Below are 24,935 nucleotides of genomic sequence, written 5' to 3'. Positions count from 1 at the left end.
GTTTGACACTGCAAGAAAGAATAGCCGAGGTCGAGGAACGTGTGGAACGGGCTTGCGCGGCAAGCGGCAGGGATGCAAGTGACGTCAAGGTTATCGCAGTGACGAAATATGTATCGCTGGAAACGGTATCCGCTGTGCTGGAAGCGGGTCTTGAGGACATTGCTGAAAGCCGCTGGCAGAACGCCGAACATAAATGGAACGCCCTGGGCAACAAAGGTACATGGCATTTCATCGGTCATTTGCAGACCAATAAGGTAAAGGACGTTATCGGCAAATTTCAATATATACACTCTTTGGACCGGTTATCGCTGGCACAGGAATTGCACAAGAAGGCTGAGGCCGCCGGTATAGACGTAAACGTCTTCCTTCAGGTTAATATCTCGGGAGAAGATACGAAATTTGGTTTACCTCCTGAAGCGGTACCTGAATTTTTGCGTGAAATCGCTCCTCTGCATCGTGTGAAAGTAATCGGCCTTATGACGATGGCGCCTTATGAAGGGGACCCCGAGCTTACCCGCCCGGTCTTTCGCGGACTCCGCGAACTGCGCGATGCGCTCAATCTGCTAGCTTTGACACCTGAGCCTATACAAGAGCTGTCGATGGGAATGTCGAATGATTTTGAAGTGGCGATACAGGAAGGAGCCACCTGGGTGCGCCTGGGAACGGTATTAGTAGGTCATGAGGAGGGAGCTTGATGGGCGTGATGAACCGGTTTATGAGCTTTTTGGGCTTGCAGGAGGAAGAGGAGATTGTGGAGCGGGAGCAGATTTCCCGTGAAGAGGATGAATACGAGCCCGCCCCTGTAGAAAACCGTAAAAACCAGCGGGCCAACGTCGTCAGTATCCATTCGCAAAAAAATGTGAAGGTAGTGCTTTATGAGCCCCGTTCTTATGACGAAGCTCAGGAAATTGCCGACCATCTCCGTTCGCACCGCACAGTCGTAATTAATTTGCAGCGCGTGCGGAATGACCAGGCAATGCGGATTATTGATTTTCTCAGCGGAACTGTTTATGCCCTGGGTGGAGGAATCTCCAAAATTGGGGGCAATATATTTATGTGCACACCGGATACGGTCGAAATTCAAGGTTCCATAACGGAAATTCTGGGTGACGATCAAGACTACAACAGAATGAGGTGAACGGGCTTTGTCCCAAATCGATTTAATTATTAATTTACTTTTCAAGATCTACTACTACATGATTTTCTTCTATATCCTCATGTCCTGGCTGCCCAATGTCCGTGACAATTTCATCGGAGAGCTGCTCGGCAAGCTCGTGGAGCCTTTTCTGAGTCCATTCCGCCGGATTATTCCGCCGCTGTTCGGAACGCTGGATATTTCCCCGATCATCGCGCTGATTGTGCTTCAATTTGCGGAAGGCGGCGTGCACTCCATTGTGGGCCTGCTCTTCCGTTAATGACATGAAGAATGAAATCTATGGTCATTTTCACCCTGACGAACGGCAATTTGTGGACAAGGCCTGGGAATGGGTCACTCATGCAGGAGAGTATCATGAGCTCAAGCTGACTGAATTTCTCGATCCCCGTCAGAGTTATATTCTGCAGAGTCTTGTGAACCGTCATCCCGATGTTACTATAAGATGGGAGGGCGGCTCAGAAAATGCTGAGCGGAAACGGGCAATGGTGGCACCAGATTACCGTGACCTTTCAGAAGAAGATATGGAACTCAAGGTGCTTGCCATCACCTCCGGGGAACAGAAGTTTTTGGCTTTGGAGCATGGCGATTATATGGGTTCAATTCTTGGACTGGGCATCAAAAGAGGCAAAATCGGTGATATTCATGTGCTTGAGGATGGCTGTCATGTTGTAGTGGCAGCGGATATCGCTAATTTCCTGGACGTGAATTTAACCGGAGTACACCGGATTAATGTCAGCACAGAGATACTGCCATTGTCCGGCTTGCGGAGCAGTGAGGTTAAGCTTGAGATCATGGAGTTGACTGTGGCTTCCTTGCGGCTTGATGGGATCGCTGCGGATGTGACCCGGCTCAGCCGGAGCAAGATACTTGCCCCGATCAAAGCCGGAAGGGTCCGGGTGAACTGGAAGGTGGAGGAAGACCCCTCCTGTGGACTTAAAGACGGCGATATGGTCTCCATTCAAGGTTTTGGCCGTTTTAAGGTTCTGGAGATCGGAAGTTTGACGAAAAAAGGCCGTTACCGGGTTCAGGTTGGCAAATTTGTCTGAATCGTTTGCAGGAATCCGGATTTGCTTGTCGAAATTCATTATCTCTAGGGAAGCAAACATTTTGAAAGCTGGGCGCCGATACTTGTAGAAGAGGCGGATCCTTAAACGGCATTCGGAATGATAACCAGCCTTATTTTTCTTGCAGAAACACTTGCCGCTTTATCCAGGCGGGTATGTTCGTTTCTTCTTAAAGTACAGTCTTTCTTCTTTGTCTGCCGGGACAAATTATGTTTTATGGGCATAAGAGGTCCGAAATTTCTAGGAGGTGCACAGCATGCCATTAACGCCGCTCGATATACATAACAAGGAATTCTCCCGGAGAATCCGCGGTTATGATGAAGACGAGGTCAACGAATTTCTGGATCAGGTAATCAAGGATTACGAAAGTGTCATTCGTGAGAACAAGGAGCTGCACAATCAGCTATTGTCTATTCAAGAGCGCCTTGATCATTTTGTGAATATTGAAGAAAGCTTGTCCAAGACAATCATCGTCGCACAGGAAGCAGCAGATGATGTCAAGAACAACTCCAAAAAGGAGTCACAGCTGATTATCAAGGAAGCGGAAAAGAACGCTGACCGGATTATCAACGAAGCGTTATCCAAATCCCGGAAAGTAGCGATTGAGACGGAAGAATTGCGCAAGCAAGCCTCTATCTACCGCACCCGTTTCCGGACTCTCGTCGAAGCACAGCTTGAACTGCTGTCACAGGATGATTGGAATGCCCTGGAGAGCCGAGAAGTCAGCGAGAACGTGCTTTAACCTTCTAATAAAGCTGAGCATATCATGAGAGATGAATATCTCTTGTTTTCCGGCCACTGCTATACCGTGGTTATGAATATTGACATTTTGTCTTAAAACGTCTATAACTAAAACATATCTGTACCATAATCATTCGATGACGGGACAAGTACGATAAGGTTACGTTCTCCAGAGAGTCGGTGTTTGCTGCGAGCCGATTGTTCACACCTTGCCGGAAGATCTTCCCCTAGAAGCTGAGCTGAAGCGTTAATTCGTGCGTAAGTTTAGCCGTCTGCCGGACGTTATCCCGGACCCGTGCGTTTAGATTGTCTGCGCGGAACTGAGATTGTGCTGAATACACTCCCCCTGAGGATGTGCGTGAAGCGCAGAATTAGGGTGGTATCGCGAGCGTCGTCTCGCCCCTTAGGGGGCGGGATGGCGCTCGTTTTTGTTGTTGCGGGGTGCGATCCCCCTAAATCCCCCTTTCCAAGGGGGACCCCAAGGGCTGGCCGCCCTCTGGACACCCGCAACAAGGGCATTGTGTAGAGAGTGGCGTCCGCGGACGGGTAGGGATTTGTTCGACGGGGGAGCGGCCCTTCTTAGGCTCCCCTGGCGGGTACGCCTGCGGGGCCTTTCCTGCTCAAGAGCAAAAGCAAAGACGGCTTGCGGCGGCTGCGCCCCGCCGCGGGGCACCCCGGCCCAGCGCTGCCCTAACGGGATCGCGGGCCGGGGGCCCAAGGCAAGAGCAAGGGCAAAGACAGCTTGCGGCGGCTGCGCCCCGCCGCGGGGGCAACCCGACCCAGCGCTGCCCTGACGGGATCGCGGGCCGGGGGCCCAAGGCAAGGGCAAGGGCAAAGGCAAGAGCAAAGCCTGCGAGCGGGCTGCGCGCCTAGCGTGTTTGAGGTAAAGCGGGCCGCTTGCGGCGACAAGCGGGGACAACACCAAAATGAACTCTACATCCACCTCTCCCTGGAGTTTAGACAATATTCCGGGTGTCCAGAGGGCCGGGGCCCTCGGGGTCCCCCTTGGCTAAGGGGGATTTAGGGGGATCGAGCAGCTTTATAGACTAAACCAAGGAAGGATTGACCAGCAATGCAAAAAGTAGATGTCAGAGAAAAAGCGCGGGCAAGAGATGTCCGCATTCTGAAGAAATGGAGCGATGAGAATACGTTCCGCAGATCCATGGAGAACCGTGAGGGCCGTCCGAACTATGTGTTCTATGAAGGACCTCCAACAGCTAACGGCGTACCGCATATCGGGCATGTGCTGGGCCGGGTCATCAAGGATTTCATCGGCCGCTACCAGACGATGAAGGGGTACCGCGTTGTGCGCAAAGCGGGCTGGGACACTCACGGCCTGCCGGTTGAACTCGGCGTGCAGAAGAAACTCGGAATCTCCGGCAAGCAGGAAATTGAAGAGTACGGCGTGGAGAAGTTCATCAAAGAGTGCAAACAGAGCGTGTTCGGCTACGAGAAGCAGTGGCGTGAGTTCACGGAAGCTATCGGCTATTGGACCGATCTGGATAACCCGTATGTGACGTTGGATAATACGTACATCGAAAGCGTGTGGAACATCCTGGCTACGGTGCATGAGAAAGGTCTGCTGTACCGCGGACACCGCGTCAGCCCGTACTGTCCGAGCTGCCAGACAACGCTGAGCTCCCATGAAGTGGCGCAGGGTTATAAGACGGTGAAGGACCTCAGTGCAACGGCCAAGTTCAAGCTGGATGGCAGCGGCGACTATGTGCTGGCCTGGACGACCACCCCTTGGACGCTTCCGGCGCATATGGCGCTGGCAATGAACCCGGAGATGGAATATGTCCGTGCGCAGCAGGAAGACTGCGTATACGTGCTGGCCAAGAACCTCGTGGAAGAGGTGCTGAAAGGGGAGTATACGGTTCTTTCAACGCATAAAGGCTCTGAATTTATCGGTCAAAGCTATACCCCGCCGTTTAGCTATATTCAGGCGGAGAAACATAATGTGATCGTTGGTGCATCCTTCGTAACGGATTCCAGCGGTACCGGGATCGTGCATATGGCTCCGGCACATGGTGAGGATGACTATAAGAGCTGCCGCGACAACGGCATCAGCTTTGTCAATGTGGTGGATACTTCCGGTAAATATACTGACGTGGTAAGTGATTTTGCCGGACGGTTTGTGAAAGATTGCGATTTAGATATCATCAAGGTGCTGTCCGAAAAAGGGCTGCTGTACAATAAAGAGAAATACGAGCACAGCTATCCGTTCTGCTGGCGCTGCGATTCTCCGCTGCTGTATTATGCGACAGACAGCTGGTTCATCAAAACGACAGCGATCAAAGATCAGCTGATCGCCAACAACAACAGCGTAGACTGGTATCCTGACCATGTGCGTGAAGGCCGCTTCGGCAAGTTCCTGGAAGAGCTGGTGGACTGGAATATCAGCCGCAACCGCTACTGGGGCACACCGCTGAATGTTTGGGTTTGCCAGGACACAGGCAAAGAATTTGCGCCGCACAGCATCGCTGAACTCCGCTCGATGGCGATCGGCGAAGTCGCTGAGGATATCGAGCTGCATAAGCCATATGTAGACAACATCAAGCTGCGCAGCCCGTTCAGCGAAGGCGGCGTGATGGTGCGTACATCTGAGGTCATCGACGTATGGTTTGACAGCGGCTCGATGCCGTTTGCCCAAAGCCACTATCCGTTCGAGAATGAAGACAGATTCGCCGACCAGTATCCGGCAGATATGATCTGTGAAGGAATTGACCAGACACGCGGCTGGTTCTACAGCCTGCTTGCGGTATCGACGTTGTTCAAGGGCAAAGCGCCTTACAAGGCAGTTATTGCCCACGGCCACATCTTCGATGAGAACGGCCAAAAAATGTCCAAATCCAAAGGCAACGTCATTGACCCTTGGGAAATCATGAACGAATACGGCACCGATGCCTTCCGCTGGGCAATTCTGTCCGACAGTGCGCCGTGGAATAACAAACGTTTCTCGCGCGGTCTGGTCGGGGAGACCAAATCCAAGGTTGTGGATACGCTGGTCAACACGCACGCGTTCCTGACGCTTTATGCCGGTATTGACGGGTACGACCCTGCAGAGCATCCTTTCAAGGTATCCGGACATAAGCTCGACCGCTGGATTCTCTCCCGCTTGAACAGTCTGATTCTAGTTGTGGAAAAAGGCCTCGCCATCAACGACTTCGTTAATTCGTCCAAAGCGATTGAGAACTTCGTGGATGAACTGAGTAACTGGTATATCCGCCGCTCACGCGACCGGTTCTGGGGAAGCGGGCTTGGCGAAGAGAAGCTGGACGCTTACCGTACGCTGACACATGTGCTGCTCACAACGGCTACGCTGATGGCACCGTTCACACCGATGCTGTCGGAAGATATCTATACCAACCTTGGCGGCGGGGAAAGCGTACATTTGGCGGATTATCCGGCTGCCGACGAGAGTCTGATCGATCTTGAGCTGGAGCGGGATATGGAGAGTGCCAGAGGCATTGTCGAGCTTGCCCGCAACGTGCGCAACGAGACTGGCATCAAGACACGCCAGCCGCTGTCCGAGCTGATCGTTTCCCTGGACGGCAGCTTTGATGTAACGGATTATGAAGAGATCATCAAGGATGAAATCAATGTCAAGGGAATTGTGCTGGAGAACAGCGACAGCGGGTTTGTTGATTTTACGCTGAAGCTGAACCTGAAGGTAGCCGGTAAAAAATACGGCAAGAGCGTAGGCTTCCTGCAAGGCTACCTGAAAGGGATGGACAGTGACGCTACCCGCAAAGCGGTACAGGACGGCGTGATTGCCATCGTGTCGCCGGAAGGGGAAGAGCTGCAGATTACTGCCGAGGAGCTGCTTGTTGAGAAGCAGGCCAAACCGGGTTTTGCATCAGCTTCCGGTTACGGGCTCACGGTAGCACTGAACACGGAAATCACTCCTGAACTTGAGCAGGAGGGCTGGGTCCGCGAAATTGTCCGTGCAGTGCAGGATTACCGCAAACGCCTGGATCTGGCGATCGAGAAACGGATTGCGCTCACGCTGCAGCTGGATGATGAGCTGAAAGCGGCAGTGACTGCTTTTGAACATGTATTGCGTGAAAATGTGCTAGTGACTACCGTTGAGTTTGACGGAGCGCATCCATTTGAATCGGTGGATGCCGGCGGCAGATCCATTGGTATCCATATCGGAGCCTAAAGAGAAGCTAAATGCTGATCCCCGTATCGCTTGTCTCCAAATGACATATACTAGCGGCATAAGAAGAAACGTCCAGGCCTTTAGCATAGGGCAGGGGTTTTCGAGAATGGTGGTATGTGTACCGCTAATCAGGAAGCCGTTTCTGCGGAAATATGAGGATCTTTACTGAGAACCTTATATTTATGCGCAAAATGACGAGCCCCGTGTTCGGGGAGAGATTGCCTCTCCCCGAACCGGGCTCGTTTATTTTGTGGACGTTAGGGAAGGAGCAAGAGTGTTTTGGAGGGTCGGAAAGAAGGAAGCAAAAGCTCCGGGCAGCAGGGAGAAATCTCCGCCGCAACTGGCGAGGGCAGCGGACCGGATCAGGCGCCGGATTTCAAACGGGAGACTGAAGCGGGAGCAGAGGCCCTTTCCCCGGATGAAAAATTGAGCGCGGTATACCGGCTGACATTGGGGCTGGCCCGGGAGATGGAAAAATCGCGGATTGCTGAATATACACAGCTGCTGCATTCGCCCTGGCGGCTGATCTGGCTGAACATAATATCAGGGATAGCGCGCGGGGTGGGGATTGCCCTCGGATTCACTTTTTTTGCAGCGACGATCATTTATGTACTGCAGATGCTGGGGGCGCTGAACCTGCCGATTATCGGAGATTATATTGCAGATATTGTGCGGATCGTACAGCACCAGCTGGAGCTTAAGACTTTTTAGGGGTTAGTGAATCATTGATCTGGCGTGTGTACCTAAAAAAGGAGCAGCACATGGCTACTCCCTTTCCTTTTTAGCGGACGGATCCAGCAGGTAGCTGCCTTCCTCGGTGTCCATATAATGGCGGTAACTGGTTCCTTTGATGATGGTCAAATGGTTTCCGGCGATATCGGTTGCCACAAAGTTCTCCCACGGCTCTACGAAGCCTTCGGTTTCGTCGGCCTCAATCTCCATATCGTTGTAAGAGCTGATATCATTGCCTTCGGCCATGGCCGGGGAGTTGGAGCTGCCCCAGCTTTCGACGATCTGCCAGGCATCTTCGCCGTCAAAACCGTTTTGCTCATCGCGTTCGTCAAGGCTGGTGCGTCCAAAAGGCGGGGACAGCAGCTCTTCTTCGACCGGCCGGGTAAACGGTGCGTTCTGGCGCGGGGCATGCTCCTTGCTGTATCTGGTGGATGGAATGGCTGAGAGCCGCTCATATGGAATCGGGTTGCCGCTGGCGATACAAATTCCGTAGGTGCCCTCATCCATGGCCTGCAGGGCGGCTTCGATATCGTCCAATTCATGCTCGTCGCGCTCCAGCAGGGAAATATCTATCGAGCGGTTATACAGCTCAGTGGCGGCATCGCCGGGATGGTTGTCGATTTCGGACAATTCCCCGGTTGTATCGCGCATGGCTTCCTGCAGACCGTAATGCTCGTTATTTTGCAGCCTGTGGCGGATTTCCTCCTGCTGCTGCTGCAGCGCTGCCCGCAGCTGCGAGAGCTGCTGTGATGTCAGATGGCTCATAGGCGAGTGCTCCTTTCAGATGCTTTTGTCATAACGTACGCTTCCCGGCATTCCTGCCGGTTCGTTCTTTGATAGCTTGACCGGAGAAGCGTCTTTTTAGCGATGGTAAATAGTCCCCCGGCCTTAAAAGGGTTATACGGTCCGCAATAGACGGCTTCTTGAGGCCTGTGCTACAATATACAAGTCTTTATTCAGTATTCGTACCGCTATAACGCGGGAAAAATAAGAACGGAGTGACAACTTCTGTGGTGTACTATCTGATTGCGCTAATTGTGTTTTTGATTGACCAGGGTACCAAATATGTGATTGCTACCCGGCTGGAGCTCGGCGAGCAGATTCCGGTCATAAACGACTTCTTCATTATTACCTCCCACCGCAATAGTGGAGCCGCATTCGGAATTCTTGAAGGACAGCAATGGTTTTTCTTTATAGTTACGGTTGTTGTTGTCGTCGGAATTGTCTGGTATATGAACAAGGCCAAAGCCTCGCGGAAGCTGCTTCCTACCGCTCTGGCATTGGTGCTGGGCGGAGCAATAGGCAACTTTTTGGACCGGATGCTGAACGGTGAGGTTGTTGACTTCCTGATGTTCAACTTCGGGAGCTACACCTTCCCTATTTTTAATGTCGCCGACTCCTGCATCGTGATTGGGGTTGGACTGATTATTCTCGATACACTGCTGGATATGAAGAGCGGAGACGAAATCATCGAAGTTAAGGAATCAAAGGAAGTAAAAGAAGGGAATGAATGATTTGAACAAGGACGTCAATGAGCAGGCAGGTGCAATTGCCTACGAAGAAGAAAGGGACGTCACGGAGTGGATTGTTTCCGGAGAGAATGCCCGGGAGCGGGTTGATAAATATATTACGGAGGCCTGGGAAGAAGAAATTTCACGCTCTCAGGTACAACTGTGGATCAGTAGCGGACATGTTAAGGTTAACGGTTCTCCGGTTAAGGCCAACTATAAGCTGAACGAAGGCGATGTTATCGCTGTTACGGTTCCAGAGGCTGAAGTTACCGATCTGATTGCGGAGGATATTCCGCTTGAAGTGGTCTACGAGGACAGCGATGTTATTGTAATCAATAAGCCTCGCGGCATGGTTGTGCATCCGGCAGCAGGGCATCCGTCCGGCACGCTGGTCAATGCGCTGATGTTTCATTGCAAGGATCTGTCCGGCATCAATGGCGAGATTCGTCCCGGGATTGTGCACCGCATTGATAAAGATACTTCCGGTCTGATTATGGCAGCCAAAAATGATGCCAGCCATGCTTCACTCGCTGCCCAGCTCAAAGAGCACAGTGTAACACGCCGCTACATCGCAGTGGTGCATGGTAATCTGGCCCATAGCCAAGGAACCGTAGACGCTCCGATTGGCCGTGACCCGCATGACCGCAAGCTGTACACGGTAACCGAGAAAAACAGCAAACGTTCCGTGACCCATTTTACCGTGCTGGAACGCTTTGGCGACTGCACACTACTGGAACTGCAGCTGGAGACCGGACGGACGCATCAGATCCGCGTGCACATGAAGTTTATCGGGCATCCGCTGGTCGGCGATCCGGTATACGGGCGCAGCAAGGGGATTATGATGAATGGACAGGCTCTGCATGCCGCCGTACTGGGCTTTAAGCATCCTTCCACGGGTGAGTATATGGAGTTCAGCAGACCGATTCCGGCAGATATGGAAGAAGTATTGTTTACGCTGCGCAGCAGATAAGTACAAATGAAGTGATCATAAATCCATGGTTTTGGAGACGATTTTGCTTCATATTTAATGATATATTTAATAATAGCCAGGAGATGAGAACAAAATTATGAGTATCGAACAGTATCAAGAGACTTTCATTCAGACTAATTTTGCGGACCGCATCGGCGGTGCGAACTACGGCAAAGATACAGCCATTTACAAATTCGAGAAAATCAAACGCGCCAAAGCATCGGCGAAACAGGATTTTCCTAATATTGAATTGATCGACATGGGCGTCGGCGAACCTGACGAGATGGCGGATGAAGGCATTGTTGCAAGACTTGCCATTGAAGCGGCCAAAGAAGAAAACCGCGGTTATTCCGACAACGGAATTCCTGAATTCAAAGCTGCCGCTGCAGCTTACCTAAAGGATGTATTTCGTGTAGAGGGGATCGACCCTGTAAACGAGGTTGTGCATTCCATCGGCTCGAAGCCGGCATTGGCCATGCTGCCATCCTGCTTTATCAATCCGGGTGACATCACCATTATGACGGTTCCGGGTTATCCGGTACTGGGTACCCACACCAAATATTTGGGTGGACAAGTCTATACGGTGGAACTCAAGAGAGAGAACAACTTTCTGCCTGATCTGAATTCCATTCCGGAAGATATTGCACGCAAAGCGAAGCTGCTCTACCTGAACTATCCGAATAACCCTACGGGTGCCAGCGCAACTCCTGAATTTTTCAGCGCCGTTGTAGACTGGGCCAAAAAATATAACGTCGTAGTCATCCATGACGCTCCGTATGCAGCGCTGACTTATGACGGTGTGAAGCCGTTGAGCTTCCTGTCCGTACCCGGCGCGAAGGATGTCGGCGTAGAACTGCATTCGCTCTCCAAGTCCTACAACATGACAGGCTGGAGAATCGGGTTCGTTGCCGGCAACCCGCTGGTCGTGAAGGCATTCAGCGATGTGAAGGACAACAATGACTCCGGCCAGTTCATCGCGATTCAGAAGGCTGCTGCCTACGGTCTGGAACACCCTGAGATTACCGAAGCGATTGCCGCCAAGTATTCCCGCCGCCACAACATGCTGGTCGATGCGCTGAACAGCCTGGGCTTCAAGGCAGAGAAACCAAAAGGTTCCTTCTTCCTGTACGTAGCAGCACCAAAAGGTGTCAAAGGCGGACGCCGCTTCGAATCCGGCGAAGACTTCTCGCAGTTCCTGATCCGTGAGAAGCTGATCTCTACTGTGCCTTGGGATGATGCAGGCCCATTTGTTCGTTTCTCCGTGACCTTTATCGCCAAAGGTGAAGAGGATGAGAAACGTGTAATCTCCGAAATTCAAAGACGCCTCAGCGACGTTGAATTCGAATTCTAAAATAACGGACAACTAAGAAGCCGCCGCAGAGAAATCTGCGGCGGCTTCTTGTTGCAGCACGCTCAAGGTAGGCGGTAAGAATTTCTATGAAAATTGTTAATATAACGGAATAAGGACTCTCCATTATCTTCGACAGCAACCCCTTGCTTCAGCGGGCGCAGCATTGCCTGGTACGGCTCCGGCACCCAAATATATTGATGGATATACGGTGTCAGCTTGAAACCTTTCCGTTCCCAGAAATGAATACGCTCAAGATGCGCAGCTGTGTTTCCGGCTTCCACTTCAATGATAATTCCACCGGCGTTATGCACTTGTTCAGCCCAGTGAATGATTTTTTCCAGGAACAATGAACCAAGGCCTTCTCCGCGTGACTTCTTGGCAACTGCCAGATAATCAATGATAAGCCGCTTGTCGGCCGTCCCTCCAACGATCCCGGTTACAGCCATTGCTACAACCTGTCCATCAGATAGGCCTGCATGCAAATACGCTATTCCTCTGTCCAGCATATTGTGCAGAATTCCTGCCGGTTTGGCCCCGCTGGGAAAAGCCTCCTGATACATGGGTTCAATTAACTCCCATAAGCTATCATTCCAATGCGCAGCTGTGATAAATTCCAGTTCCATTATCAGTCGCCTCCGGTCTTTATCATATCAGAGCGGAAGCAGGGAGGTAAAACAAGCAGAGGGTCTTGATCATCATCAGTTTCATGAAATAAGCTGATATTCTTTCTGCTTCTTTACTTAAACTGAAAAATTTCACGTTTAGGTGGAAGCAGCGGAGGGGATTTTGGAACTGTAGGAGCGAATGCGTCCGCCTTTAGGTTTGGATTTCTACCGCTAGTAGCGGTACCAATCAAGAAATCCAAATCTAACAGCGGCCGAAAGTCCAAACATTCCCGCAGTCTGCGTCCTCTCACCTATACAATCTAATATTTTCAGTTCCACTCTCTCCCATTTGACACAAGCCATGACTTCTGTCATAATTCTGTTAAATGAATATGCGCCTTTAATTCAGTCCCGTGAGGCTGGCAAGGTAACGTGAATCGAGGTTCGCGACTTAAGAAAGGAATCCGTATGAGTACGGAGGGTCTTTTTATGCGCGCGGACACGCCATCTTTTTGAATCTGCGGATTTCACTCCTTGCCTGCTTTGGGCAAGGAGTTTTTTGATTTCCGGGAGCTTGAACGGGCGTACAAGCAGGAGGATGACGGATTATGGTTACTGAGAAAAACGTAATTATGGACGAAACAGCAATTCGCCGCGCACTGTCGCGCATTGCCCATGAGATTTTGGAGAAAAACAAAGGTATCGAGAATTGTCTGCTGGTGGGCATCCGGACACGCGGAATTTACCTGGCCCAGCGAATCGCAGAACGTATCAAGGAAATTGAAGGTGTTGATATTCCTTACGGCGAGCTGGACATTACACATTACCGCGATGACCGCGAAGGCGGAGATAACCGGGAAGAGATGGACCGGGCGGTAGTGAAGAGCTACCTGACCCTGCCAGAAGGCAGCAGCGGCATCCACGACAAAAAAGTAATTTTGTTCGACGATGTGCTGTACACCGGACGCACGATCCGCGCGGCGATGGATGCTCTGATGGATTGCGGACGGCCAAGGATGATCCAACTCGCTGTACTGGCTGACCGTGGACACCGGGAGCTTCCGATCCGTCCGGACTACATCGGCAAGAACGTACCTACCTCCAGGCATGAGCAGATCGAAGTGGCGCTGACCGAATTCGACGGCAAGGATGAAGTTTACATTATTTCAAACCGGGAGGAACGATAACAATGATGACGGCAACCAAGGTGAAGGAACGCAGTCTGCTGGGGATTAAAGAGCTGGACAGCTCGGAAATCCATGAGCTATTGGAGAGAACAGCGTACTGGGACAATCAGGCCGAGAAGCTGACCCCGGTACTGAGATCACATTTTGTTGCCAACATGTTTTTTGAGAACAGCACGCGTACCCGCTTTTCCTTCGAAATGGCCGAGAAACGCCTTGGTGTTCAGGTGCTGAATTTCACGGCTGCGGCTTCCAGTGTAGAAAAAGGCGAGTCGATCTACGATACAGTACGCACACTGGAATCAATGGGGATCGATGCCGGAGTTGTGCGTTTGAAGCCTGCGGGCGTGCTGCAGCAGCTGGCCGAGAAGGTGTCCATTCCGCTGATTAATGCCGGAGACGGCAATAACGAGCATCCGACGCAAGCGCTGCTGGACCTGTATACAATGAGCAAAAATTTTGGCGGGCTGAAGGGCCTCAAAGTTTCGATTATAGGGGATATTATGCATAGCCGGGTTGCACGCTCGAACCTCTGGGGACTGACAAAGATGGGGGCCAAGGTGCAGTTCTGCGCGCCGGAGAATATGCAGGCGCCGGAGCTAGCTGCCTACGCCCCTTATGTGAGTATGGAAGAAGCGCTTAAGGCTGATGTAGTCATGATGCTGCGGGTTCAGCTTGAGCGCCATGCATCCGGCATACTACTGTCTGCCGAGGAATACCGGAAACAGTATGGATTGACGGAAGAACGGGCGGCCCGGCTCGATAAGAACACGATCATTATGCATCCGGCTCCGGTGAACCGCAACGTAGAGATTGATGACGCAGTGGTCGAAAGCAGCCAATCGCGGATTTTCCCGCAGATGTCGAACGGCGTGCCTGTGCGGATGGCCGTGATGGAGAGAGCCCTTCAATAGCATCTCTTCAAGTTTAAAAAAGCTGACATAAATACACTAATAAATATACACAAAGATGAATTTTTATTATATAATAATCAGAGAGCTTGCGGCTGCGGCCTGCAGGTAAAAGGAGAATCATAACCGTGATCATTAGAAACGCCAGCGTGCTCAACCAGGAAGGCGAGTTAGAGACTAGACATATCGTAGTTAAGGACGGCGTAATTTCCGCAATTGAGAGTAATCTGGATGCGCTCGATGAATCCACTGAAATCATAGAAGCCGAAGGCAAACTGCTGATCCCGGGACTGATTGATATGCATGTGCATCTCCGCGAGCCTGGCTTTGAGCATAAAGAAACGGTAGAAACCGGAGCCCGTTCGGCTGCCAAGGGCGGATTTACTACCATCGCCTGCATGCCGAATACACGCCCGGTAACGGACAGCCCGGAAATCGTACAGTTTGTGAAGGATAAAGCGCGCGAAGCCGGACTGGTGAAGGTGCTCCCTTATGCGGCGATCACGAAAAATGAGCTGGGACGCGAGCTGACCGATTTTGCCGCACTTAAGGAAGCTGGAGCCATTGGTTTCACGGACGACGGAGTAGGCGTACAGACTGCCCAGATGATGAAGGATGCCATGAAATTGGCTGCCGGACTGGATATGCCTGTAATCGCGCATTGTGAGGACGACTCGCTGGTGGAAGGCTGTGCGGTTAACGAAGGCAAGTTTGCAACTGCGCATGGTCTCAAAGGCATTCCGAACGAGTCGGAAGCGATCCATGTCGGACGCGATATTCTGCTGGCTGAAGCAACCGGTGTTCACTATCATGTCTGCCACGTCAGCACGGAACAATCGGTGCGGCTGATCCGCCAGGCCAAACAAATCGGCATCCTTGTGACCGCGGAGGTATGCCCGCATCATCTGCTGCTGTCGGAGGAAGACATTCCGGGGATGGATGCCAATTGGAAAATGAACCCGCCGCTGCGTTCGCGCCGCGACGTGGAAGCCTGCATTGAGGGTCTGCTGGACGGGACGCTGGATATCATCGTGACCGATCATGCACCGCACAGCGAGGAAGAAAAAGCGAAAGGCATGCAGCTTGCACCGTTTGGCATTGTCGGATTTGAGACAGCATTCCCGCTGCTCTACACCGCTTTTGTGGCAACCGGCAAATGGGATCTGTCCCTGCTGGTGCAGCGGATGACCGCTGATCCGGCCCGGGTGTTCCGGCTGAATACAGGCCATCTCACGGTTGGGGCGCCTGCCGATTTGACGCTGATCGACCTCAAGGAGGAGCAGGAAGTAGATCCGGCTTCATTTGCCAGCAAAGGACGCAATACTCCCTTTGCCGGATGGAAGCTTAAAGGCTGGCCGGTTATGACATGGGTAGACGGCACAGCGGTATGGACAAAAGCTAATTAATGAACTGGTGGAGCGAAGATGCCGGCTGTATGGGGCAAGGTGAACATGCGGCGGCATTTTGGCGCGTTACACTCCGCTAATGATGCAAGGCATAGAATCAGACTACAGAAACAAGAAGGAGTGGATGGGAATGCAGGCGAGATTGCTGCTACAGGACGGAACGCTGTTTACAGGCACCGCATTTGGTGCTGAAGGCGAAAAGACGGGCGAGGTTGTATTTAACACAGGAATTACGGGATATCAGGAGGTGCTGTCGGACCCTTCGTACTGCGGTCAAATCGTCACAATGACTTATCCGCTGATCGGAAATTACGGCATTACCCGTGATGATTTCGAATCTGTGCGTCCTTTTGTACACGGTTTTGTTGTACGCCGCCATGAGGAAGTGCCAAGCAACTGGCGCGCCGAATACAGCGTGGATGACCTGCTGAAGGAATATGGCATTCCCGGAATCAGCGAGATCGACACGCGGATGCTGACCCGCATTATCCGCCACCACGGCACGATGAAGGCCATTCTAACCACTTCCAACAAACGTGTGGAAGAACTCATGGAAATGATGGGCGACACGACCATTGAGGAGCTGCGCAATCAGGTAGCCCGGACATCTACAACCAAAACGTACAGCAGCCCTGGGAACAAAGAACGGATCGTGCTGGTCGATTACGGCGCGAAGACCGGTATCCTGCGCGAACTGAACAGCCGCGGCTGTGATGTTGTAGTCGTGCCGCATGATGTGACTGCAGATGAGATCCGCCGCCTGAACCCGGATGGCATTCAGCTCTCCAACGGCCCTGGGGACCCTAAAGACGTGCCGTATGCCGTCAACACGATCTCCGAGCTGCTCGGCGAATACCCGATCTTCGGCATCTGCCTGGGTCACCAATTGTTCGCCCTGGCTTGCGGCGCCGACACAGAGAAGCTGAAATTCGGCCACCGCGGCGGGAACCACCCGGTTAAGGAACTGGAGAGCGGACGCTGCTTCATTACCTCGCAGAACCATGGCTACACAGTAAACGAGGATTCAGTTGTCAATACCGAGCTTGAGGTTACGCATATCAACAACAATGACAAGACAGTCGAAGGACTCAAACATACCCGCTACCCCGCATTTTCGGTGCAATACCATCCGGAAGCGGCGCCGGGACCGCATGACAGCAGCTATTTGTTCGACCGTTTCCTGCAAATGATTGCTGATCACAAAGCGAAGACGCCAGCAGGCTCACGCCAGGCCCAGCTTGCCGCAAATGCCAGAATCACGGCACCACAACCCAAAGCACAGCTTGAAGCCGTGAAAGGAGCTCTATAACATGCCAAAAAACGATAAACTTAAAAAGATTCTCGTCATCGGCTCCGGCCCGATTGTCATCGGCCAGGCTGCCGAGTTTGACTACGCAGGAACACAGGCCTGCCAGGCGCTCAAAGAAGAAGGCGTGGAGGTTGTGCTGATCAACAGCAACCCGGCCACGATCATGACCGATACCAATATGGCCGACAAGGTATACATCGAGCCGATTACACTTGAGTTTGTTACGGCGATTATCCGCCAGGAACGCCCGGATGGCCTGCTGCCGACACTGGGCGGACAGACCGGCCTGAACATGGCCGTTGAACTGGCCCGCGCAGGTGTGCTGCAGTCGGAGAACGTGAAGCTGCTGGGCACACAGCTGGAATCCATCGAGAAGGCAGAAGACCGTGATTTGTTCCGTGAGCTGATGCGCGAGCTGGATCAGCCGGTACCGGAGAGCACAATTATCACGACTGTGGAAGAAGCGATGGGTTTTGCCGCAGGAATCGGCTACCCGCTAATCGTTCGTCCAGCCTATACGCTCGGTGGAACCGGCGGCGGCATTTGCGACAACGAGGAAGAGCTGCGTGAAACCGTCAAAGCGGGTATCCGTTACAGCCCGATCGGTCAATGTCTGGTGGAGAAGAGCATCGCCGGCATGAAGGAAGTTGAATATGAGGTTATGCGGGACGCGAACGACAACTGTATCGTTGTCTGCAATATGGAGAACTTTGATCCTGTCGGCGTACATACAGGCGACAGTATCGTTGTGGCACCAAGCCAGACGTTGTCCGACCGCGAATACCAAATGCTGCGCAGCGCGTCACTCAAGATCATCCGCGCGCTGAATATCGAAGGCGGCTGCAACGTGCAGTTCGCACTTGATCCGCAAAGCTATCAATATTATGTAATTGAAGTAAATCCCCGGGTCAGCCGCTCCTCGGCGCTGGCGTCGAAGGCGACCGGTTACCCGATTGCCAAAATGGCAGCCAAAATCGCTCTCGGCTACACTCTGGATGAAATCGTTAACCCGGTTACAGGACAGACATACGCCTGCTTCGAGCCGACACTGGACTATATCGTCAGCAAAATTCCGCGTTGGCCGTTTGACAAGTTCACATCGGCGAACCGTAAACTGGGCACGCAGATGAAAGCAACCGGTGAAGTCATGGCGATTGGCCGTACCTTTGAAGAGTCGATTCATAAAGCAGTCCGTTCCCTGGAAATCGGTGTCCACCGTTTCCGCCTGCCGGGCGCAGAGCAGCTGGAAGACAGCGTGCTGCGGGGTCGTCTCGCCAAAGCGGATGACGAGCGGCTGTTCCTGATCGCGGAAGCGTTCCGCCGCGGCTATGGCCTGCAGGAGATTCAGGATATCACCAGCATTGATTGGTGGTTCCTGTCCAAGATTGAAGGCCTGGTGAACTTCGAGGATGTGCTGCGCAGCGAAGAGACGCTGAGTGCCGAAACCTTGTATCAAGCGAAACGCAAAGGGTTCACTGACCGGGCAATTGCCGAGATCCGGGCGGAAGGACGTCCGGGCGGAGCTCAGACGAAGGAAGTGGATGTTCGTGCCATGCGCCTTGCGCAGGGACTAACTCCGGTCTTCAAAATGGTAGATACATGTGCGGCTGAATTCGAAGCCTCCACACCTTACTACTACTCCACTTATGAGACGGAGAATGAGGTTATCCATTCCGACAAGCAGAAGGTTATCGTGCTCGGGTCCGGACCTATCCGGATCGGTCAGGGGATTGAATTCGATTATAGTACCGTACATGCGGTCTGGGCGATCCAGAAAGCCGGCTATGAAGCTGTAATCATCAACAACAACCCTGAAACGGTATCGACCGACTTCAACACCTCGGACCGGCTCTATTTTGAACCGTTGTTCTTCGAGGATGTCATGAATGTCATCACCCAGGAGAATCCGATTGGCGTTATCGTCCAGTTCGGAGGACAAACTGCCATTAACCTTGCTGCGCCGCTGGCTGCAGCCGGTGTAAATATTCTCGGCACCAGTCTGGAAAGCATCGACGAAGCTGAAAACCGCAAGAAATTCGAAGCGCTTTTGGCCCGACTGAATATTGCACAACCTAAAGGCAAGACGGTAACCGATGTGAGTCAAGCCGTAGAAACAGCGCAATCGCTGGGATATCCGGTACTTGTACGTCCTTCCTATGTACTGGGCGGCCGTGCAATGGAGATTGTCTACAACGATGCGGAATTGCTGAGCTACATGGTTGAAGCGGTGAAGGTGAATCCGGAGCATCCGGTGCTGATCGACCGCTACATGCTGGGCAAAGAGGTCGAAGTTGACGCGATTTGCGACGGGGAGACCGTAGTCATCCCTGGTATTATGGAGCATGTAGAACGTGCGGGTGTCCACTCCGGTGACTCCATCGCTGTCTACCCGCCGCAATATCTGGATGAAGGCCTGAAGCAGAAAATAAGCGAAATCACCATCAAGATTGCCAAGGAACTGAAAACGATTGGCCTTGTCAACATCCAGTTCGTTATTTACCAGAATGAAGTATATGTGATCGAAGTGAATCCGCGCTCTTCGCGTACGGTTCCTTTCCTGAGCAAGGTAACTGGCATTCCTATGGCTCATCTGGCTACCAAGATCATTCTCGGCGGCAAGCTGAAAGACGATGGCTACACCGAAGGCCTCTGGCCGGAAAGCGACTATGTGTCGGTAAAAGTGCCGGTGTTCTCTTTTGCCAAGCTGCGCAGAGTAGAGCCTACCTTAGGACCGGAAATGAAATCGACCGGCGAAGTCATGGGCCGCGACAAGCTGTATGCCAAAGCGCTCTATAAAGGTCTGATCGGAGCAGGCATGAAAATTCCGGCAACCGGAGCAATCATCGTTACGGTAGCAGACAAAGACAAAGCTGAGGCAGTTGAGCTGATGAAGGGCTTCCACGCCATGGGCTACAAAATCATTGCCACCGGCGGTACGGCGCAAGCCCTTGAACAGGCAGGCCTGAACGTGATGAACGTCAACAAGCTGGATGAAGGAGAGCCGACAATCCTTGATCTGATCCGCGGTGGTCAGGCCAACTTCGTCTTCAATACGCTGACTAAAGGCAAAACGCCGGAGCGTGACGGCTTCCGCATCCGCCGTGAAGCGGTAGAGAACGGTGTCGTATGTATGACCTCACTGGATACGGTAACGGCGCTGCTGATCATGCTGCAGACGATCAACTTCTCGTCGCAGTCCATGCCAGCTTTTGTCGGACAATAACCTATAGATGTATGAGCAGCCCATTCGGGCATGCCACTGGAACGGTTTGCGTTATCGCAGACCGTTCCGCTATGCCCGGGGACCCGGTAACCGTTAATAAATGACCAAAGGAGCTGAACCGTACGTGAAACAGATGGACCCACAGCAGCTTGAACACGAGAATATCGGAGAAATTACCAGACGGGATGAAATGGCTGGACGGCTGATGATTGCCCTGGATTATCCTGATGCAGCGCAAGCGAGGTTGCTCATTGAGAAGCTGGAAGGCATTCCTTGTTACATGAAGGTTGGGATGCAGCTGTTCTATACAGCCGGACCAGACTTCATTAGAGAACTGAAGGCCCGCGGTTATTCCGTGTTCGTCGATGTCAAAATGCATGATATCCCCAATACGGTGCGGGGTGGGGCGGAGAGCCTTACGATGCTCGGTGTGGATATGTTCAACGTACACGCCTCCGGCGGCTCGGCCATGATGGCTGCAGCGCTGGACGGGGCTGCTCAGGCGGTCAGCCTGCACCCGTCGCTGAGAATGCCGCTGATTATCGCAGTGACACAGCTCACCAGCACCAGTCAGGCAGTGATGAACAGCGAGATTGGCATTGCCGGGAATGTAGCGGACACCGTGGTGCGTTACGCCAAGCTGGCGGCTGGAGCCGGCCTGCACGGCGTGGTAGCTTCACCGCAGGAGTCGGCGGCGATCACTGCCGCATGCGGCCCGGAGTTCCGCACGGTTACCCCGGGCATTCGTCCGGCAGGGTCTTCCCTGGATGATCAGTCCCGGGTGATGACACCGGGACAAGCCATCCGGCAAGGCAGCCACTACCTTGTAGTGGGCCGGCCTATTACGGCTGCGGCGGATCCGCGCGCAGCCGCACTATCTATTATTGAGGAGATGACTCAAGCATGAGCACATTATCGAATACAAGCCAGCAAGTCGCCAGCTATCTGCTGGAGATTGGCGCAGTGGCGCTGCGTCCGCAGGAGCCTTTTACCTGGACCTCCGGCATCAAGTCGCCGATCTATTGCGACAATCGCCTGACCATGTCCGTTCCGGCAGTTCGCGGCTACATTGCCGCTGGCTTCGCAGAGCTGATCAGAGCCAGCTACCCGGACGCTGAAGTGATTGCGGGCACAGCAACTGCGGGTATTCCGCATGCGGCCTGGGTGGCCGACAAGCTGGATCTGCCGATGGCATATATCCGTGACAAAGCCAAAGGCCACGGCAAGCAGAACCAGATCGAAGGCATTATCTCTCCCGGACAGAAGGTCGTTGTGATCGAGGACCTGATTTCTACCGGCGGCAGCTCCATTAAGGCGGCGCAGGCCGTACAGGAAGCTGGAGGAGAGGTGCTGGCCGTGCTGGCCATCTTCAGCTATGAGCTGGACCGGGCCACTGAGGCATTTGCGGCAGCTGGTGTACCGCTGCAAAGCTTGTCCAACTACAGCACATTGATTGATGTAGCGCTGAGTCAAGGCACAATCGCTGACACCGATGTAGCGCTGCTGCAGTCCTGGCGCAAAGATCCGGCCTCGTTCGGCGTGTAGCAGAATTATATCCGGCAATGTTTCTCAGGCCCTCACCGCAAGGTGAGGGCCTTGCTGTTTTTTTATTGGCGGATACCGTATTCGGCGGCTTATATTTTAAAAACTGGGCATGATAACTTCAGGGAAGGAAGACATCCATTATCGTAACAAAGGAGAAGAAGGCATCATGAACTGGATATACTTCGCGAAGCTGTTCAGGACGAGATTTCAAGCAGGCTGCCTGGCCAAGAGGCTGGAGCAGGACGGCTGGATTTACGGCTATCATGATCCGCGATTTGTGGAAATTTATCGCTCCCGCAAGGGCCGCTACGGTGTACGTTTCCTGCTCTGAATAAATTAACAAAATCATCCTTGACTTTAGTGCCTGGTATATTGTATATTAACTATTGTCGCTGTTTGAATATGATTACTGACGCGGGGTGGAGCAGCCCGGTAGCTCGTCGGGCTCATAACCCGAAGGCCGCAGGTTCAAATCCTGCCCCCGCAACCAATTTATTTTCCTACAGCCATTGTATATCATACGGATACTTTAGATCCGGGCCCTTAGCTCAGTTGGTTAGAGCGGTCGGCTCATAACCGATTGGTCACAGGTTCGAGTCCTGTAGGGCCCACTTCACTAAACCCCTTGCCTAGCAAGGGGTTTTTGCTATATGTAGGCTCGTCGGAGCGAATATGCTTGAGTGGGGAAAGGCCATTTTTTTAAGCTTGCTAACGGATTTGCTAACGGAGACTTTTATTCCACAAGTTCAAGCTGCTTTTCTGCGAATTTATTGAGTTCATTTTCAATTCTGTCAACGGCCTCTTCCTGCATGATTGGGAGAAGATGTGAGTACCTCTCATTGAACATTGCAGGAGTCATTCCCAATCTTTCGGCAGCCACCTTCGGATTGATTCCAATTGCAAGCAGGAACGAAGCATGGGTATGCCGCTGATCGTGAAATCGGATCTTTTTAACCCCGGCTTTACGAACTAGAACATCCATACCTTCAGTGATTCGCTTCGGCTTAATATAACCTCCTCCGGGATAGCAGCACACCAGGTCATTATCCTCGTAGGCTTCCCCATATTCCTTTCTGTACGCTTCAATTTGTGAATAGCGCTCCTGGAGATCATCTATAATATTCTGAAAGAGCTTGACCCGCCGGATCGAATCATTAGTCTTGGGCCGCTGGATCACCAATCCATCCCGCGTCCAGTTCGCTGTTTGAATAACCTTTAACTCTTTCTTCTCGAAGTCAATATCTTTCCACCGCAGCCCCAGAATTTCACCACGCCGCATTCCCGTATATACTGCTAATGAAAAGGCAATGTAATGAACATGATGCTTCGACGATTGCAGAAATTGAGTGAATTCTTCAATGGTCCAGAACTGCATTTCTTTCTGTTCGTTTGCATTTACCTTGCTACGCATAGATATTTTTGCCCATGATGTCTTCAGCCAGTAACCCTGATTCGGTATATGCTGGCGGAAGCTTATGCGGACGCCAATAACTCGGAAATGGAGTGAATTCCCAGTCGCTGGGGATTAGGCCCACTGGTTTAGGATTGATGTTTTTTGTTTACATAATGTTCCAATCATGATAATCTCTTTCTAATGTTATAATATGAAAGGTGGAAAATAGTTGCTTGAAAAGGTTAAAAAGATTAGTAATCCATTAACCATTGTTGCTATATTTGCCAGTCTAGCAGAAGTGGCGGGTACTGTTTCATTAGGGCTTATTGACCTGGAAATACAAAAGGTTTTTATTTGGTATGTGATGGGATTCCCTGTCTTGTTGGTTTTGGCATTTTTCTTTACTCTTAATTGGAACACAAAGGTGATGTATGCTCCTGGAGATTACGCAGATGAAGACAATTTTATGAGTATTATAAGAAAAGGGAAATTAGCAAAAGAAGAAATGCTAGAAGAATTCAGTGAGGCTACTGAGCTCATTGACAAGACAAAAAAAGAAATTTTATTTGAAATTCTAAATGAAATTGGTGATATGGATACTAAAAATAAAAAGTTCGTAGAAGAACTGATAGATCAAAAACTAGGTGTAATATCAAATAAGATTGAAGAGACCAAAAGCAACGTTAATGTTTTCAATGAAGGCTTTGCCCTGGTTGATATAAGTAAACTTACTATGGCCGAATTAGAAGTTTTTAATGCAATATCAAATGAACCTCATATTAGCATAAAAAATTTGTCAAAGCTACTTGATTTACCACATAATAATGTGATGTCAATCTTATATCAATTAAGAAATAAAGGTGTAATTAGCCTAAGAGCGATAAGAAGGAAGATCAATGAAGACAAAAGTGCATAATACCGAAAAATATCAGTCCAATAGAATCGTACTCCCTCCTTAATAGGTGGGAGTTTTTTGAGTTTTCTAGTCTCACTACCCGCGAAATACTTTCCACATCATTAATCGGTACCCACACTGACCCATCAATCTAACTTAGTGTAGACGATCTAGGTAATAATGCATGTTACAATGGCTGTGCACCTATCCGAGTTTGCCTTAATAAGATGTTGGGAAGTTGCATAATTTTAGGGAGGTAGACAACGGATGAAGAAGAAACGGCCTACAATAAAGAAGATAAGAGCAGGCTCCACTCAGGCACAGAGACACGTACATGAATTTGAAGGGAGCACTAAACTGGCTGAAGAAGGTGCAGATCGGCACAACCACCGGTTCGCAGGTGTTACAGGACAGGCGATTCGGGCAGGAGCAAGTCATGTCCATGAGATTGATTTGGAAAGAACCGATTTCTTTAACCATTTTCATAATTTGAAGAAGATTAGAACAGGACCAGCTATTCCAGTAGGAAACGGCAAACATGTCCATTTTGTTACGGGTCAAACTACTTTAAATGATGGTCACGTACACAAGTTCAATTTCGCAACATTGATTCAAGCGCCTCTCGTATAAATAGGATTAATATGGAATTATGTAGTCTAAATGGATAAGGATAGGCTCTAAGAGCTTGTCCTTTTTTGGTTTACGGCTGCCGGACAAACTTCCTCCGTTGCTAGCGAGACTGGATTGTGAGATTATAGGGAAGTATAAATTTGA

Annotated in this window: 23 protein-coding genes and 2 tRNA genes; 22 read left to right on the top strand and 3 right to left on the bottom strand. The window is 51.4% G+C overall.

The features are described 5' to 3' along the window. Positions 1–2: 2 nt before the first annotated feature. The 7 genes from MHI45_RS10205 to MHI45_RS10175 all read left to right on the top strand — a co-directional run bounded on the left by MHI45_RS10205 (position 3) and on the right by MHI45_RS10175 (position 7,837). On the top strand, positions 3–695 hold the full coding sequence (locus tag MHI45_RS10205; protein WP_340899754.1) for a YggS family pyridoxal phosphate-dependent enzyme: 693 nt from the start codon (positions 3–5) through the stop codon (positions 693–695). Then, positions 695–1,138 carry a cell division protein SepF gene (locus MHI45_RS10200; protein WP_038595346.1) on the top strand — a complete coding sequence of 148 codons (444 nt, stop codon included), beginning with the start codon at positions 695–697 and terminating at the stop codon, positions 1,136–1,138. Before MHI45_RS10205 ends, MHI45_RS10200 begins: the two co-directional genes overlap by 1 nt. A gap of 7 nt (positions 1,139–1,145) precedes the next feature. Further along, positions 1,146–1,415 (top strand): YggT family protein, encoded by a 270-nt coding sequence (locus MHI45_RS10195; RefSeq protein WP_038595345.1) that lies wholly within the window; start codon positions 1,146–1,148, stop codon positions 1,413–1,415. A gap of 4 nt (positions 1,416–1,419) precedes the next feature. Continuing rightward, positions 1,420–2,202: a YlmH family RNA-binding protein gene (locus MHI45_RS10190; RefSeq protein WP_038600456.1), complete on the top strand. Its 783-nt coding sequence runs from the start codon at positions 1,420–1,422 to the stop codon at positions 2,200–2,202. Positions 2,203–2,476: 274 nt separating this feature from the next. Then, positions 2,477–2,962 (top strand): DivIVA domain-containing protein, encoded by a 486-nt coding sequence (locus MHI45_RS10185; RefSeq protein WP_038595344.1) that lies wholly within the window; start codon positions 2,477–2,479, stop codon positions 2,960–2,962. Positions 2,963–4,033: 1,071 nt separating this feature from the next. Continuing rightward, entirely contained in the window at positions 4,034–7,126 is a 3,093-nt protein-coding gene (gene ileS / locus MHI45_RS10180) for an isoleucine--tRNA ligase (RefSeq protein WP_341119039.1), read from the top strand. A 279-nt stretch (positions 7,127–7,405) separates the two neighbouring features. Next, a complete protein-coding gene (locus MHI45_RS10175; RefSeq protein WP_076109055.1) occupies positions 7,406–7,837 on the top strand; it encodes a DUF5665 domain-containing protein in 432 nt (143 codons plus the stop codon). A 54-nt stretch (positions 7,838–7,891) separates the two neighbouring features. Here the strand turns inward: MHI45_RS10175 and MHI45_RS10170 are convergent, their stop codons facing one another. After that, positions 7,892–8,623 carry a TraR/DksA C4-type zinc finger protein gene (locus MHI45_RS10170; protein ID WP_038595339.1) on the bottom strand — a complete coding sequence of 244 codons (732 nt, stop codon included), beginning with the start codon at positions 8,621–8,623 and terminating at the stop codon, positions 7,892–7,894. A gap of 245 nt (positions 8,624–8,868) precedes the next feature. Between MHI45_RS10170 and lspA the strand changes: the two genes are divergently transcribed. From lspA to MHI45_RS10155, 3 genes are all read left to right on the top strand, one after another. Continuing rightward, positions 8,869–9,372, top strand: coding sequence for a signal peptidase II (gene lspA / locus MHI45_RS10165; RefSeq protein WP_076109056.1), 504 nt, complete (start codon positions 8,869–8,871; stop codon positions 9,370–9,372). Next, complete coding sequence (locus tag MHI45_RS10160) at positions 9,365–10,339, top strand: RluA family pseudouridine synthase (RefSeq protein ID WP_076109057.1); 975 nt, start codon at positions 9,365–9,367, stop codon at positions 10,337–10,339. Before lspA ends, MHI45_RS10160 begins: the two co-directional genes overlap by 8 nt. Before the next feature lie 97 nt (positions 10,340–10,436). Then, positions 10,437–11,690, top strand: coding sequence for an LL-diaminopimelate aminotransferase (locus MHI45_RS10155; RefSeq protein WP_076109058.1), 1,254 nt, complete (start codon positions 10,437–10,439; stop codon positions 11,688–11,690). A 62-nt stretch (positions 11,691–11,752) separates the two neighbouring features. Here MHI45_RS10155 and MHI45_RS10150 read toward each other — a convergent pair whose 3' ends face one another. Beyond that, entirely contained in the window at positions 11,753–12,313 is a 561-nt protein-coding gene (locus MHI45_RS10150) for a GNAT family N-acetyltransferase (protein WP_083675449.1), read from the bottom strand. A 590-nt stretch (positions 12,314–12,903) separates the two neighbouring features. Here MHI45_RS10150 and pyrR point away from each other — a divergent pair. The 10 genes from pyrR to MHI45_RS10100 all read left to right on the top strand — a co-directional run bounded on the left by pyrR (position 12,904) and on the right by MHI45_RS10100 (position 22,484). Then, positions 12,904–13,482 carry a bifunctional pyr operon transcriptional regulator/uracil phosphoribosyltransferase PyrR gene (gene pyrR / locus MHI45_RS10145; protein WP_076109059.1) on the top strand — a complete coding sequence of 193 codons (579 nt, stop codon included), beginning with the start codon at positions 12,904–12,906 and terminating at the stop codon, positions 13,480–13,482. Positions 13,483–13,484: 2 nt separating this feature from the next. Continuing rightward, entirely contained in the window at positions 13,485–14,393 is a 909-nt protein-coding gene (locus tag MHI45_RS10140; RefSeq protein ID WP_076109060.1) for an aspartate carbamoyltransferase catalytic subunit, read from the top strand. Between the two features lie 119 nt (positions 14,394–14,512). Next, a complete protein-coding gene (locus tag MHI45_RS10135; RefSeq protein ID WP_076109185.1) occupies positions 14,513–15,796 on the top strand; it encodes a dihydroorotase in 1,284 nt (427 codons plus the stop codon). A gap of 130 nt (positions 15,797–15,926) precedes the next feature. Beyond that, a complete protein-coding gene (gene carA / locus MHI45_RS10130; RefSeq protein ID WP_076109061.1) occupies positions 15,927–17,105 on the top strand; it encodes a glutamine-hydrolyzing carbamoyl-phosphate synthase small subunit in 1,179 nt (392 codons plus the stop codon). 1 nt (position 17,106) lies between these two features. After that, positions 17,107–20,328 carry a carbamoyl-phosphate synthase large subunit gene (carB, locus tag MHI45_RS10125; protein ID WP_076109062.1) on the top strand — a complete coding sequence of 1,074 codons (3,222 nt, stop codon included), beginning with the start codon at positions 17,107–17,109 and terminating at the stop codon, positions 20,326–20,328. A gap of 133 nt (positions 20,329–20,461) precedes the next feature. Then, positions 20,462–21,235: an orotidine-5'-phosphate decarboxylase gene (gene pyrF, locus MHI45_RS10120; protein ID WP_076109186.1), complete on the top strand. Its 774-nt coding sequence runs from the start codon at positions 20,462–20,464 to the stop codon at positions 21,233–21,235. Next, complete coding sequence (gene pyrE, locus MHI45_RS10115; protein WP_076109063.1) at positions 21,232–21,873, top strand: orotate phosphoribosyltransferase; 642 nt, start codon at positions 21,232–21,234, stop codon at positions 21,871–21,873. The genes pyrF and pyrE overlap by 4 nt, the downstream gene beginning before the upstream one ends. 166 nt (positions 21,874–22,039) lie before the next feature. Further along, positions 22,040–22,204: a hypothetical protein gene (locus MHI45_RS10110; protein ID WP_179091672.1), complete on the top strand. Its 165-nt coding sequence runs from the start codon at positions 22,040–22,042 to the stop codon at positions 22,202–22,204. Between the two features lie 82 nt (positions 22,205–22,286). Continuing rightward, positions 22,287–22,363: transfer RNA gene (locus MHI45_RS10105), tRNA-Met, on the top strand. A gap of 47 nt (positions 22,364–22,410) precedes the next feature. After that, positions 22,411–22,484: transfer RNA gene (locus MHI45_RS10100), tRNA-Ile, on the top strand. Between the two features lie 122 nt (positions 22,485–22,606). On the opposite strand, the gene MHI45_RS10095 is transcribed toward MHI45_RS10100, so the two are convergent. After that, positions 22,607–23,284 carry a site-specific integrase gene (locus tag MHI45_RS10095; protein WP_256718013.1) on the bottom strand — a complete coding sequence of 226 codons (678 nt, stop codon included), beginning with the start codon at positions 23,282–23,284 and terminating at the stop codon, positions 22,607–22,609. Between the two features lie 211 nt (positions 23,285–23,495). Here MHI45_RS10095 and MHI45_RS10090 point away from each other — a divergent pair, with 211 nt between their 5' ends. Next, positions 23,496–24,182: a hypothetical protein gene (locus MHI45_RS10090; protein WP_076109064.1), complete on the top strand. Its 687-nt coding sequence runs from the start codon at positions 23,496–23,498 to the stop codon at positions 24,180–24,182. 246 nt (positions 24,183–24,428) lie between these two features. Then, a complete protein-coding gene (locus tag MHI45_RS10085; RefSeq protein ID WP_076109065.1) occupies positions 24,429–24,791 on the top strand; it encodes a YmaF family protein in 363 nt (120 codons plus the stop codon). Positions 24,792–24,935 lie beyond the last annotated feature (144 nt).

Origin of the sequence: Paenibacillus sp. FSL H3-0321 (assembly GCF_038002865.1) — a bacterium.
Taxonomy (GTDB): Bacteria; Bacillota; Bacilli; order Paenibacillales; family Paenibacillaceae; genus Paenibacillus_AQ.
This window is presented reverse-complemented; position numbering and strand designations above follow the sequence as displayed.

What these genes read in the sequence shown, in the direction of transcription:
- MHI45_RS10200 (WP_038595346.1), top strand. Translation starts at nt 695, where the DNA reads ATGGGCGTGATGAACCGGTTTATGAGCTTTTTGGGCTTGCAGGAGGAA.
- MHI45_RS10190 (WP_038600456.1), top strand. Translation starts at nt 1,420, where the DNA reads ATGAAGAATGAAATCTATGGTCATTTTCACCCTGACGAACGGCAATTT.
- MHI45_RS10185 (WP_038595344.1), top strand. Translation starts at nt 2,477, where the DNA reads ATGCCATTAACGCCGCTCGATATACATAACAAGGAATTCTCCCGGAGA.
- ileS (WP_341119039.1), top strand. Translation starts at nt 4,034, where the DNA reads ATGCAAAAAGTAGATGTCAGAGAAAAAGCGCGGGCAAGAGATGTCCGC.
- MHI45_RS10170 (WP_038595339.1), bottom strand. Translation starts at nt 8,623, where the DNA reads ATGAGCCATCTGACATCACAGCAGCTCTCGCAGCTGCGGGCAGCGCTG.
- MHI45_RS10160 (WP_076109057.1), top strand. Translation starts at nt 9,365, where the DNA reads ATGAATGATTTGAACAAGGACGTCAATGAGCAGGCAGGTGCAATTGCC.
- MHI45_RS10155 (WP_076109058.1), top strand. Translation starts at nt 10,437, where the DNA reads ATGAGTATCGAACAGTATCAAGAGACTTTCATTCAGACTAATTTTGCG.
- MHI45_RS10150 (WP_083675449.1), bottom strand. Translation starts at nt 12,313, where the DNA reads ATGGAACTGGAATTTATCACAGCTGCGCATTGGAATGATAGCTTATGG.
- pyrR (WP_076109059.1), top strand. Translation starts at nt 12,904, where the DNA reads ATGGTTACTGAGAAAAACGTAATTATGGACGAAACAGCAATTCGCCGC.
- MHI45_RS10140 (WP_076109060.1), top strand. Translation starts at nt 13,485, where the DNA reads ATGATGACGGCAACCAAGGTGAAGGAACGCAGTCTGCTGGGGATTAAA.
- carA (WP_076109061.1), top strand. Translation starts at nt 15,927, where the DNA reads ATGCAGGCGAGATTGCTGCTACAGGACGGAACGCTGTTTACAGGCACC.
- carB (WP_076109062.1), top strand. Translation starts at nt 17,107, where the DNA reads ATGCCAAAAAACGATAAACTTAAAAAGATTCTCGTCATCGGCTCCGGC.
- pyrF (WP_076109186.1), top strand. Translation starts at nt 20,462, where the DNA reads ATGGACCCACAGCAGCTTGAACACGAGAATATCGGAGAAATTACCAGA.
- pyrE (WP_076109063.1), top strand. Translation starts at nt 21,232, where the DNA reads ATGAGCACATTATCGAATACAAGCCAGCAAGTCGCCAGCTATCTGCTG.
- MHI45_RS10110 (WP_179091672.1), top strand. Translation starts at nt 22,040, where the DNA reads ATGAACTGGATATACTTCGCGAAGCTGTTCAGGACGAGATTTCAAGCA.
- MHI45_RS10095 (WP_256718013.1), bottom strand. Translation starts at nt 23,284, where the DNA reads ATGCGTAGCAAGGTAAATGCAAACGAACAGAAAGAAATGCAGTTCTGG.
- MHI45_RS10085 (WP_076109065.1), top strand. Translation starts at nt 24,429, where the DNA reads ATGAAGAAGAAACGGCCTACAATAAAGAAGATAAGAGCAGGCTCCACT.